Raw genomic sequence first — 12,770 nt, forward strand, 5'->3', positions numbered from 1 at the left:
AAATAAATTAATATAAGAAGGTTACATATAAGATAGCAGAAAGTGAACATGAGATGTAAGAAAATAAATAATAGTATTAAAGGACTTAAAATAAGATAACTAAGAAAGAAATGGATAGAATTAGGATTAAGAGAATAACTTAAATAAAAAAATAGTGTATATAGGAGGAGCATTTGTATGTCATTTAATAAAGTTAAAATAGTAAAAGGTTCTGGAGGATGGGGAGGACCATTGATAATAGAGCCAACAGAAAAGAAAAATAAGGTAGTATATGTAACTGGAGGAGCAAAACCAGAAACTGCAGTAAGAATAGCTGAACTTACAGGTTGTGAATTAATAGATGGATTTTCGCAAGGTGTTAAAGATGATGAAATAGCATGTGTAATAATAAATTGTGGTGGTACATTAAGATGTGGTATATATCCTCAAAAGAAAATACCAACTATAAATATAATGAAGACAGGTAAAAGTGGACCATTAGCAATGTTTATAAAAGAAGATATATATGTTTCAGGGGTAAAACCAAACAATGTAGAGCAATTATAATTGTGGATGTAGGAGGAAAAAAATATGGCTTATGATACTAAAAAGAAGATAAGTGAACAGAGTCAAGGAATTGTCGCAAAAATAGGTATAGCACTAGGTAATGTGACAAGTACTCTTTTTCAAGCTGGTAGAGATACTATAGATACATTAATACACACTATATTGCCTTTTATGGCTTTCGTCGCAGTCCTAATAGGTATAATAAATCAATCAGGTGTAGGAAATTGGGTAGCCAACTTGCTTACTCCATTAATAGGAAATGTTGGAGGGCTGGTTGTTTTATCAATAATATGTTCATTTCCATTGTTGTCTCCATTTCTTGGACCAGGAGCTGTTATAGCTCAGATAGTAGGGGTATTAGTTGGGACAGAAATAGGAAAAGGAAATATTCCACCAAGTTTAGCATTGCCAGCGCTATTTGCAATAAATTCACAAGCAGCATGTGACTTTATACCAGTAGGGCTTGGTCTTGCAGAAGCTGAACCTGATACAGTTCAAGTAGGAGTTCCATCAGTTTTATATTCTAGATTTTTAACAGGTGCACCAACTGTTCTACTAGCATGGTTAGCAAGCTTTGGATTATATAAATAAAAGAATACTTTATAAATAATTAGAGAAAGGTTCAGTTGATATGGAATTAATATACAGTACCCAAATAAATAAAATAGGAGACAATGCAAATGAATTTTTAGAACATAACATGTTTGTAACTTTCAAGGATAATGCTCCTCAAGAATTAGAAAATTACTGTTATATACATTCTGAAAATAATTTAGTAAAAGAAATACTTACGAATGATGTGTTATCAATAAATAATGTTGATTATAAAATTACTTCTGTTGGTGAGTTAGTAAATCAAAATCTTTCAGAATTAGGTCATATAACATTTAAGTTTACAGGTGAAAAAGATGGAGCAATTGGAGGGACCTTATATCTTGAAAAAAAAGAAATAGCACCTATTGGCGTAGGTACTATACTAAAAATAATTAGAAAATAAAATTTAAAACTAATCTAATCATATTATAAGTAAATTATAGATAAAAGTCAATTTAACTAATCAAGTTAGCTTCTAATGTGATATAAAAGGGGAAATGAAAATGAGAAAAGTAGCTTTAGTAGTTGGAGGAGGAAGAAGTCTAGGTGAATTTTTATCTAAACATCTAGCTAAAGTAGGTTATGATGTTGCTATTGCGGACTTAAATGAAGATAATGCAAAAAAAGTAGCTGAAGAAATAGAAAAAGAGTTTGATTGTAAATCCATAGGATATGGATGTAATGCCACTGATGAAGAACAGGTTATAAGTATTGTTGAAAAGATTGAAAGTGATTTTGATAGGATTGATTTATTAGTATACAATGCAGGAGTGGCTGTAAGTAAAAAAATAACTGATTTTGGATATAGAGATTTTAAATTTATTGTAGATGTAAATTTAAATGGGTATTTTCTATTTGCAAGAGAAGTATCTAAGGTCATGATATCAAAAGGCATTGAAGGTAGGATAATACAGATAAATTCAAAATCAGGTAGAGTAGGTAGCAAGCATAATTCAGGATATTCAGCAGGTAAATTTGCTGGAGTGGGTCTTACTCAAAGTTTGGCATTAGATTTAGCAGAGCATAAGATAACTGTAAATGCGTTGATGCTTGGAAATTTACTTGATTCTGACATGTTTGAAAGTTTAATTCCTCAATATGCAGTAAAATTGGGGATACCTGAATCAGAAGTTAAGCAAGTTTATATAGATAAAGTACCTCTAAAAAGAGGTTGTAGATTTATAGATGTTGCAAATATGCTTACATTTTACGCTTCTAAGGAAGCTGAATATTGTACAGGTCAATCTATAAATATTACTGGTGGACAAGTTATGTAAAGTTTTTATAACCTTTCAATTTATGTATATCAGAGATATATTAATTGAAAGGTTATTTTTATTATTAACAACTATAGTATTCAAGCAAAATTAGAAGTCAGTCAGTTTTTAGAAGTGAATTTTTCAATAATATTATATTTATGAAGTATTTTTAAATTTAATTTGATAAAATATATTTATGTTTTATATAAAGTAGTTTTGAATATATAAAATTTAATAAATTACAGGAAATATGATAGCTCTTAATAAGGAAAGAAGGATACTTTATGGATACAATAAAAAAATTAAGTCATGGCTGTACACTAGATTGCCATGATTGTTGCAAATTTAATGTTTATATTAAAGGAAATAACATAATAAAAATTGAAGGAGATAAAAACCATCCTTACACAAAAGGATTTATATGTAAAAAAGGATTGGCTCATTTAGATAGACTAAATCATAAAGAGAGGATAGAGACTCCAATGCTTAAAGTTGATGGAGTATGGAAGAAAATCTCTTTTGATGAAGCTATAGAGATAATGGCAGAAAAGCTTATAGACTATAAAGAAAAGTACACATCAAAGTCTGTTATGCACTATGACCAATATGGAAGTGGGTCTGTATTAAAATACATAGGAGATATATTTTTTAACTTTTATGGAGGAGTTAGTAGGCACAAGGGTGGTCCATGTTGGAGTGCAGGAATGCATGCTCAAAAGTATGATTTTGGAGAAGCTAAAAGTAATGCCATAGAAGACATGTTAAATAGTAAAAGCATATTTGTATGGGGAAAAAATCCAGCATATACTACAATTCATACTATGCAAATAATTAAAAAGGCTAAAGATAAAGGAATACAGATAGTAGTAATTGACCCCATGTATACAAAAACAGCTAAAATAGCAGATAAGTACATAAAAGTAAATCCTGGAACAGATGGAGCTTTAGCTATAGCTATGGCAAAAGTTATAGTAGAAGATAAATTATATGATGAAGAATATATAAATTCATATGTTATTGGTTTTGAGGAGTACAAAAAATATTTGCATTCATTGGAATTAAGTTTTTTAATTAATGAATGTGGAGTTAAAGAGAAGGATATAAGAGAACTAGTTGATTTATATACCAACAAATATTCAACTATAAATCTTGGGTATGGACTTCAGAAATATAAAAATGGAGGAAATACAATAAGAGCTATAGATGCTTTAGGAGCTATAACAGGTCAAATCGGTTTTAGTGGTGGAGGTATAAACTATGCCAATAAGGTTTATCCAAATATTCTAAACTCTGACCCCTATAATAGCCAGTCATATGGAGAAGATAGGGAGTTTTATGTAAGTAATATTAGTGAATTTATAGAGAAATCTTTAAAAGATGCATTAAATGAGTCTGATGATAAAGATAGTAAAGCAAATCTTGTATCAAGTGAATTAAATAACTTATCAAATAAATCAATAAAAACTAATGTTCCAATAAAGATGGTTGTTATAACCAAAAGTAATCTGATGAATCAATTGCCAGATTTAGTAAAGCTAGAGAAAGTATTTTCAAAGATTGAATTTAAAGTGTGTTTTGATATGTTTATGACTGATACAGCCACGTTATGCGACTTGTTTATACCTTGTACAAATACACTAGAAAGTGAAGATATAATCTATAGTTCAATGACTAATCCATATATAACTTATAATGAAATAGCAGTAAAACCAAAACATAAATTGATGGATGAATACTATTTCTTTATGGAGTTAGCTAAAAAGATGGGGATTAAAGATTATCCATTTGTTAGAAAAAGCGAATATCTAGAAAAAGTAATTGAACCACTTAGAAAATTTGATAAAAATCTAAATATAGAAAAACTTAAAAATAGCTACTTCACTATACATAATCCTGTTGCTTGGGAAGATAAGAAATTTGAGACTCCATCTGGAAAGTATGAGCTTTATTCAGAACGAATAAAAAGCTTAGGAATAAGCCCAATACCTGTGTATAAGAATCATAAATCTAAAAATACAAAAGAGAAAAATGAAAATACTTATTTTAGATTATTGACTAATCATCATGCAGATACTTTGTTTAGTCAACACTTTATGGATAAGACTTCTATATCACAAGCATATATAAATAAATGCATGGCTAAACAATTAGGTATTAAGGATAAAGACATTGTGACTTTAAACTCAAAAAAAGCAAAAATAGATGTACAAATAAATATAGACGATGGAGTGGGTGATTATATAGTAAAAATGTATGTTGGTTGGTGGAAGAAACATGGGAATCCAAACAGTTTGACAGACTCTGGCATATCAGACTTTGGCGGTCAGGTAACATACAATGAAAGCATGGTAGAAATAATACGACAAAACTAGTTAAATTTCATTGAAGGAATAAAAATACAATTATAGAATTGATTAAAAGTTACTATTTTTACAAAACTATTGAAGGAGGGATTTTGATGGTAAATTATTCCTTAGAACATAAGAATCTATACATAGAATTTATGTGCTCAGAACTAGACCACCATGTAGCCAATGAAATAAGGGAAGAAATAGATAACTTATTAAGTGTAAATCAAGTTAGAAATGTTGTATTTAATTTTGAAAATATTAATTTTATGGATTCTTCAGGTATAGGTGTCATCATAGGTAGATATAAAAAGATTTCTAATGAAGGGGGACGAGTTTCAGTAATTAATATAAGTTCACGAGTTAAGAAGATTTTTGATTTATCTGGGTTAAATAAAATTATTGGCATTTATGATACGTATGAAGAAGCTCTAAGTTCTTTGTAGGGAGGAGTATGTGATGAATAATATTATGGAAGTTAAATTTTCGGCAATATCTGAAAATGAAAGTTTAGCAAGAGTTATAGTGGCATCCTTTGCAGCTAAATTAGACCCAACAGTAGATGAATTAGTGGATATAAAAACTGCTGTCTCTGAGGCTGTTACAAATGCTATAATACATGGATATGAAGAAGATAGTTCTAAATTTGTTTTTCTAAGATGTGAGATAGAGGGAAATACTATAAAAATTACAGTTGAAGATGAAGGGTATGGAATAGAAAATGTGGAGAAGGCAATGGAACCACTTTATACATCAAAACCAGAACTTGATAGATCAGGAATGGGATTCACAGTAATGAAAAGCTTTATGGACGATGTAGAGGTAAGTTCTGTAAAAGATAATGGTACTAGAATTGAAATGTCTAAAAAAATAAATGTGCCTAAATAAAGTCCAAAAGTGAGGTTTTATTATGGAAGTAACTGTTGCCAGAGAAGAAAAAAAACCTCTTCTTAGTCATGAGGAGACTCTAGAACTTATTGACAAAGTTCAAAATGGAGATGAAGAGGCAAAAGAAATATTAATATCAAGCAATTTAGGTCTAGTTAGGAGCGTTGTATCTAGATTTTTAAATATAGGATATGATAGAGAGGATTTATTTCAGTTAGGTTCTATAGGCTTAATAAAATCAATATATAAATTTGACCCAAAATTTAATGTAAAATTCTCTACTTATGCAGTACCTATGATTTTAGGTGAAATAAAGAGGTACTTAAGAGATGATGGTATGATAAAAGTATCAAGGTCATTAAAGCAAATAGCTGTAAAGGCCAAGATGGAAAGTGAGTCATTAACCAAAAAGTTAGGTAGAGAACCAAGTATAGAAGAATTGGCTAAAGCAATTGATGTAGAAAAAGAAGATTTAGTAATGGCTATGGAAGCTAATTTCAACGTTGAGTATTTACAAGGTGTTATTCATGAAGAGGAAGGTTCTCCAATATGCCTTATTGATAAAATAAGCATGAAAGGAGAAAGTGAGGAAGAAAAAGTAGTAGATAATATACTATTAAAAGACATACTTGGAAAATTAGATAAGAGAGAACGTCAAATAATAGTTCTCAGATATTTTGAAGATATGACTCAAAGTGAAATAGGAGAAATGCTCAATATATCACAGGTTCAAGTATCTAGGATAGAGAAAAAGGTGTTGTCTAAATTAAAAGAATATATATCGTGAGAATACTTATGATATATAAAATAACAAAAGATAATAAAAATATTACTTAAATAAACTGTAATAGCTTTTGATATTAGATTTTTAAACTATGATTAAAAATTTCTCAATTAGAATAAAAAATATTAAAAAGTAAGGTGTCTTTATAAAAGAAAATAAATTATTTTCTTTATGAGACATCTTTTTTATTTTTTGATAAAACTTTAAACTGTCAAAATAAATAATAGGTTTATTTTTTTAAAATTAACAAATAATACTTTAGAGAGGTGTTTAGTATGGATAAAAATTATAAAAAATATGTAGACCAAATAAGCCCAAAACCTACATATTTAAAAAACTATACACTTGCATTTATTGTAGGTGGAATTATTTGTATGATAGGGCAAGCAATAAATGATTTATACATGAAAGTTGGAGGTCTTGATAAATTAGGTGCTAGTTCTGCAACATCAATAACACTAATATTTATAGGGGCATTTTTAACTGGACTAGGAGTTTACGACTTAATCGGAAAAAGAGCTGGAGCTGGTTCTATAATTCCAATAACAGGTTTTGCAAACTCAATAGTATCTCCAGCTATGGAGTATAAAAGAGAAGGTTATGTATTAGGTGTAGGTGCAAACTTATTTAAAATTGCAGGACCCGTTTTAGTTTATGGAATAGGTTCTTCTATTTTATGTGGGATTATTTATTATATTTTTAAGATGTTTTAGATGGTTTTTATTTAATTTAAACTCTATTAATTGCAAAATAGCTATAAAAGTTGAAAATTAACTATGAAGCTTGTTAGTTAGAAAATAGTTATGAAGATTTCAATTGATATTAAAAAATTAAATATTAAAATGTAAAATTAAAAAGGTGTGAAAATATGAAAAATAAAAGAATTGGAAAAAGAACAGTAAAGTTAGAAAATAAACCAACAATAATATCAACTGGAACTATAGTAGGCTCTAAAGAAGGTGAAGGGCCATTAAAGGACTATTTTGATATGATTATGACTGATGATTTATATGGTGAAAAAACTTGGGAATTAGCTGAAAGTAAGATGGTAGAGACTGCATCTCAAAAAGCTATACAAAAAGCAGGAAAAAAACTAACAGATGTAAATTACATGTTAGGTGGAGATTTAATAAATCAAATAGTACCAGCATCATTTGCAGCAAGGGAATTGGCAATTCCATTTTTAGGTATATATGGAGCCTGTTCTACAATGGCAGAAGGTCTTTGTATAGGCTCTATGCTTATAGATGGTGGTTTTGCAGATTTAGTACTATCAGGTACATCAAGCCATTATTGTACAGCAGAAAGACAGTTTAGATTTCCTCTAGAACTTGGAAATCAAAAACCAATGACAGCACAATGGACAGTTACAGGAGCAGGAAGTGTATTATTAGCTCCTAATGGAGATGGTCCTAAGATAAAGTATGTTACAGTTGGTAAAGTAATAGATGAAGGTATTGATGATGGTAATAATATGGGACCAGCTATGGCTCCAGCAGCAATAGATACAATATATTCTTATTTTGAAGATACTAATGATGACCCAAATAGCTTTGATATAATTGCTACTGGAGATTTGGGTACTCTTGGAAAACAGATAACAGAGGACTTTTTGAAAGAAAAAGGTCTAGACATATCAAAATGTTATACTGATTGTGGTATAGAGATGTTTAATCTTAAAGAGCAAGATGTCCACTGTGGTGGAAGTGGATGTGGATGCTCAGCTACAGTGTTTGCAGGATATATATATGATAAGTTGAGAAAAAAAGAATTTAATAAAGTAATGCTTGTATCAACTGGAGCATTACTGTCACCAACAAGTACACTACAAAAGCAGACAATACCGTGTGTTGCACATGCAGTAGTAATAGTAAATGAGTAGGAAGTGATATATATGTTAATGGACTATGTAAGAGTGTTTATTGTAGGTGGAATTATATGTTTAATAGCCCAAGTAATGATGGATTACTTTAAAATGCAAACTCCATATGTTATGGTAACATATGTAACAACTGGTGTAGTTTTAACTTTTCTAGGTCTTTACGAACCATTAGTTAAGTTTGCAGCAGCAGGTGCAACAGTTCCTATAATAGGATTTGGATATTCACTTGCTACAGGAGTAATAAAGTCAATTCAAAGTGATGGCTTTTTAGGTATTTTCTTAGGTGGTACAACTGCTACAGCTGGTGGGATAGCAGCGGCTATATTCTTTGGATATATTATGTCAGTAGTATTTACACCGAAAGCAAAGCCATAAATATTACTTAAAAGAATAATAAAATTTAAAATAGTAGCTTTTTATAAAATAGGTAGATATCTTTCAGATTCTGCCTATTTTTTATATAAAGAAACGTTTACATAATTGAAGTTGACAATTATTTACAACATAGTGTAGTATTATATTATCAAAATAAAATGAAGTGAAGTAGGGGATAAAGATGGTAACTATTAAAGATATTGCAAGGAATCTAGGTATCAGTTATTCAACCGTTTCTAGGTGCTTAAATAATAATCCTAATGTATCTGAAAAAACAAAAAAGAAGGTAGTAGAAGAGGCTAACAGACTAGGGTTCCATTTTAATGTAAATGCAAGAAATCTGGCAAAAAAAGAAACAAACAGAATTGGGGTAATCTTTTCAAATAATTTTAATCACCAAGATACTAGAAAGTTTTTTAGTGATATAATGGACAGTTCTATAAATTCTATTGAGACTAATAAATACGATTTTATAATACAACCTAATAATAACATTAGTGGTGACAGTAATGTATATAAAATGGTTAATGGACAAATGGTAGACGGATTAGTAATTGTATCTCAATCAATAAAAAAAGAAGAGTATGAATTTTTAAAAGATAATAATTTTCCACATGTATTTATATATTTTAAACCATCTTTTGTAGGAGAAGTAGACAATTTCTTTTGGGATGATAATGTATATGGTGGTTATATAGCCACTAAGCATTTAATTGACCATGGTCATAAGGATATAATAACAGTAACTTCAGATGATAAAAGCTCAAAAATGCATGAAGATAGAACAAAGGGATATTTGAATGCTATGGAAGAGGCAAATTTAAAGACTGAGGTTATTGAATCTAAAATGGACTTTGAATCTCAAGTTGAGCTATTAGAAAAGCATATTGATAAAATAAAAAAAGCATCAGCTATATTTGTACAACAAGATGTACCAGCAATTTCTATAATACAAGAATTAAAAAATACTTATGGTATAAATGTACCAGAAGATATTTCCATAATAGGATATAATAATATTGAATTAATATCATATTTTAGGTCTCATTTATCAACGATAGATGACCCAAGAGAACAAGTTATAAAAAATGGAGTAGATAGTTTAGTAAATATAATAAATAAAAAAGGAACAGAACATATTCCAAGAAAACTATATCCAAGGTTAATAATACGAAACAGTGTTAAAAGAATAAAATAGTAAATTTTAAAATATCATAAATGTACTAGAAGTATTATAGTTTGTATAAATTAATCTAAAAAATAATATGAATTGAAATTAAAAGGAGTAAGTGTATATCAGTACATTGTACTCCTTTATTTATTTAGAACGTTTTCATAAAATCAGTAAATAATTTTATTAGATTAGTTAATAATTTACTATTTAGATAATATAGTTCAATAAATTATTTGTGTTTTATATCATGAATCTTCAATGTCTTATTTTGATTCATAACTAAAAGTATATAAAAATGATGAATAATATATATTATACATTATCAATGATAGGTTATATAATAAAATCACTAACAATTATATTATAAGAAAATTATAAAAATTACAAGGAGGTATAGAAATGAAAGAAAAAGCAGGGATTAGAAATGCCATAATAGCAGCCTTTATAATCACAATATTGGCGGAATTAATCGGTCCTATTTCATTTAAAGTTATGGGTATTAATATAACTTTACTTAGTATACTATGGGCTATCTTTATAGGGATGGCTGTTTCGCCTCACTTATTAGGACGAGTTATACCAGCTCTAAAAAAATTTATAGGGGATAATGAAATAAATGTATCTCCATATTTGTTGTCTTTAACACTATATCCATTAGGAATAATGTTTGGAATCAATGCAGGTCCTAAAGTCGGTATATTACTTCAAGCAGGACCAGCACTTTTATTACAAGAATTTGGTCATATGGGTACAATGTTGATTGCATTACCTGTTGGAGTTGCATTAGGTCTTGGGAGAAGTGCATTAGGAGGTACTTTTTCATTATGTCGTGACACAGCACTAGGAATTATTGGAGATAAGTATGGGTTAAATTCACCAGAAGGTATAGGGACATTAGGAACTTACATAAGTGGTAGTATATTTGGGACATTATTATTCTCATTTTTGGCACCAGTAGGTGTACTTTTAGGATTTCATCCATATGCTTTAGCAATGGCATCAGGGATGGGAAGTGGTTCGATGATGGGAGCTGCAACGGCATCATTAATGAATACGGTTCCACAGATGTCAGAACAGATTTTAGCATATTCAGCAACTAGTGGTTTAATTACAGCTGTTACTGGAATATATATAGAGTTATTTTTATCTTTACCAGTGGCCAATTATTATTATAGTAAAGTGGCTCCGATTATTGAAAGATTCAGAGGAAGAAAAACAAAAACAAGTAATGACTTATAAAGGAGGGTGTATGTATGGAAAAGACTTTTAAGACTATTATAGAACAGGTAAAAATAGTACTGTTTATATATATTATTATTTGCTTTGGACAAATGATAGCACTTAAGACTCAGGCTAAGGATTTATTAATTGGAAGTCTATTTGGTTTTTTGTTAGTTATAGTTGCTATTATAATTAAGAACTTCGTTAAAAAACCTAATTTGCCAGGTTTTGCATGGGCTACTTTAGTTGCATTCGTTTTATCACTTCCAATATCACCAGTGGGAGATATTATAGCAACTAATGTAGGTAAAATCAATTTTATGTCTACAGTAACACCATTGTTAGCCTTTGCAGGAATTTCTGTAGGTAACCAATTGGATATATTAAAGACTTTGAGCTGGAAGTTAGTAGTTATATCATTTATAGTTATGACATCTACTTACTTTGGCTCTGCCTTTATATCTCAAACAGTTTTAAGATTAAATGGAATGCTTTAAGGAGGTAGGTAAACATGAATGAATTAAAATTAAAAATTAAAGAAGAAATAAAAGTGTTATCTGAAGAAAAGAAGACATCATTTGAAAATGTATCTGATTATTTATTTGCAAATCCAGAATTGGCATTTGAAGAACATAAGTCACAAAAAGCATTATGTGATTTATTAGAAGAAAATGGATTTGATGTAACTAAAGGTGTAGGAGGATTGGAGACATCTTTTGAAGCTGTTTATTCAAATGGTAATGGAAAAACAGTAGCTTTTTTAGCTGAGTATGATGCACTTCCAGGGATGGGACATGCATGTGGGCATAATATTATAGGTACGAGTTCTGTTGGTGCTGGTATCATATTAAAAGAAATAATGAAAAAACACAATATAGAAGGAACTGTAAAAGTGTTTGGAACACCTGCAGAAGAAAGAGTGGGTGGAAAAATAACTATGATTAAAGAAGGTGTATTCAAAGATGTAGATGCTGCATTAATTTTACACCCAAGTGATGCTTCAATGCCTGATGATATATCATTTGCTCAAGTTAATTTAAAATTTGATTTTAGTGGAAAGGCATCTCATGCTGCTGCTTATCCTTGGGAAGGAAAAAGTGCTTTAAGTGGAGTAATCGCATTGTTTAACAGTGTAAATAGCATGAGATTACACCTTAAAGATTATGCAAGAGTACATGGTATTATAACTGATGGAGGTAGCATACATAATATAATTCCTGAAAAATCTACAGCTATATTTAATGTAAGAGCTTTAAGTATAGAGTACTTAAATGAGATTTGTGATATGCTTAAAAATTGTGCCAAAGGAGCAGCAATTTCTACAGGAACTAATGTAGATATAGTTCAATTAGATGAAGTATACAAAGAAATTAAAAATGATTCAGAATTAGTGAATATAGTTAGAAGTAATTTCGAAGTGTTAGGTGAGGATTATGTTGAAAGAGATTTAAGTCAAGGTATTGGTTCAACTGATACTGGAAATTTAACTCATGAGATACCTGCAATACAAGCATATATTAAATTAAAGGAAGATACTGCAACTCATACAGATGAATTTGCTGTTGCAGCTGGTGGTGAGGAAGGCAGAGTAGCACTTATAAAAGCAATTAAGGTGTTAGCAATGTGTGGAGTAGATGTTTTATATAAGTAAATAATATATAATTTTAAAATATATATAAGAAAGGAAATTAGATTAGAC

14 protein-coding genes and 1 pseudogene are annotated in these 12,770 nt (G+C 29.5%); all 15 read left to right on the top strand.

What is annotated here, in order from left to right:
- Positions 1 to 177 precede the first annotated feature (177 nt).
- Positions 178 to 678 (top strand): annotated as a pseudogene (locus Q3287_RS02305) (PTS sorbitol transporter subunit IIB); the annotation flags it as partial.
- A gap of 39 nt (positions 679 to 717) precedes the next feature.
- Entirely contained in the window at positions 718 to 1,137 is a 420-nt protein-coding gene (locus tag Q3287_RS02310; RefSeq protein WP_407813854.1) for a PTS sorbitol transporter subunit IIB, read from the top strand.
- A gap of 40 nt (positions 1,138 to 1,177) precedes the next feature.
- Entirely contained in the window at positions 1,178 to 1,543 is a 366-nt protein-coding gene (locus tag Q3287_RS02315; protein WP_054269410.1) for a PTS glucitol/sorbitol transporter subunit IIA, read from the top strand.
- Between the two features lie 100 nt (positions 1,544 to 1,643).
- On the top strand, positions 1,644 to 2,417 hold the full coding sequence (gene srlD / locus Q3287_RS02320; protein ID WP_407963460.1) for a sorbitol-6-phosphate dehydrogenase: 774 nt from the start codon (positions 1,644 to 1,646) through the stop codon (positions 2,415 to 2,417).
- 266 nt (positions 2,418 to 2,683) lie between these two features.
- Positions 2,684 to 4,771 carry a molybdopterin-dependent oxidoreductase gene (locus tag Q3287_RS02325; protein ID WP_407963461.1) on the top strand — a complete coding sequence of 696 codons (2,088 nt, stop codon included), beginning with the start codon at positions 2,684 to 2,686 and terminating at the stop codon, positions 4,769 to 4,771.
- Between the two features lie 86 nt (positions 4,772 to 4,857).
- Positions 4,858 to 5,193, top strand: coding sequence for an anti-sigma F factor antagonist (spoIIAA, locus tag Q3287_RS02330; RefSeq protein WP_054269412.1), 336 nt, complete (start codon positions 4,858 to 4,860; stop codon positions 5,191 to 5,193).
- A gap of 13 nt (positions 5,194 to 5,206) precedes the next feature.
- Positions 5,207 to 5,635: an anti-sigma F factor gene (gene spoIIAB / locus Q3287_RS02335; RefSeq protein ID WP_407963462.1), complete on the top strand. Its 429-nt coding sequence runs from the start codon at positions 5,207 to 5,209 to the stop codon at positions 5,633 to 5,635.
- 22 nt (positions 5,636 to 5,657) lie between these two features.
- On the top strand, positions 5,658 to 6,422 hold the full coding sequence (gene sigF, locus Q3287_RS02340; protein ID WP_054269414.1) for an RNA polymerase sporulation sigma factor SigF: 765 nt from the start codon (positions 5,658 to 5,660) through the stop codon (positions 6,420 to 6,422).
- A 272-nt stretch (positions 6,423 to 6,694) separates the two neighbouring features.
- On the top strand, positions 6,695 to 7,132 hold the full coding sequence (gene spoVAC, locus Q3287_RS02345; protein WP_003418420.1) for a stage V sporulation protein AC: 438 nt from the start codon (positions 6,695 to 6,697) through the stop codon (positions 7,130 to 7,132).
- 155 nt (positions 7,133 to 7,287) lie between these two features.
- On the top strand, positions 7,288 to 8,301 hold the full coding sequence (gene spoVAD, locus Q3287_RS02350) for a stage V sporulation protein AD (RefSeq protein ID WP_054269415.1): 1,014 nt from the start codon (positions 7,288 to 7,290) through the stop codon (positions 8,299 to 8,301).
- Positions 8,302 to 8,313: 12 nt separating this feature from the next.
- Entirely contained in the window at positions 8,314 to 8,676 is a 363-nt protein-coding gene (gene spoVAE / locus Q3287_RS02355; RefSeq protein ID WP_003418423.1) for a stage V sporulation protein AE, read from the top strand.
- Positions 8,677 to 8,857: 181 nt separating this feature from the next.
- Complete coding sequence (locus Q3287_RS02360; RefSeq protein WP_054269416.1) at positions 8,858 to 9,874, top strand: LacI family DNA-binding transcriptional regulator; 1,017 nt, start codon at positions 8,858 to 8,860, stop codon at positions 9,872 to 9,874.
- 375 nt (positions 9,875 to 10,249) lie between these two features.
- Positions 10,250 to 11,089, top strand: coding sequence for a DUF3100 domain-containing protein (locus Q3287_RS02365; protein WP_021383560.1), 840 nt, complete (start codon positions 10,250 to 10,252; stop codon positions 11,087 to 11,089).
- Positions 11,090 to 11,103: 14 nt separating this feature from the next.
- Positions 11,104 to 11,568 carry a hypothetical protein gene (locus Q3287_RS02370; RefSeq protein WP_407963463.1) on the top strand — a complete coding sequence of 155 codons (465 nt, stop codon included), beginning with the start codon at positions 11,104 to 11,106 and terminating at the stop codon, positions 11,566 to 11,568.
- Positions 11,569 to 11,582: 14 nt separating this feature from the next.
- Entirely contained in the window at positions 11,583 to 12,722 is a 1,140-nt protein-coding gene (locus Q3287_RS02375; protein ID WP_054269419.1) for a M20 family metallopeptidase, read from the top strand.
- The last annotated feature ends 48 nt before the right edge of the window (positions 12,723 to 12,770 follow it).

It is taken from the genome of Clostridioides sp. GD02404 (genome assembly GCF_045898275.1).
GTDB lineage: Bacteria > Bacillota > Clostridia > Peptostreptococcales > Peptostreptococcaceae > Clostridioides > Clostridioides difficile_A.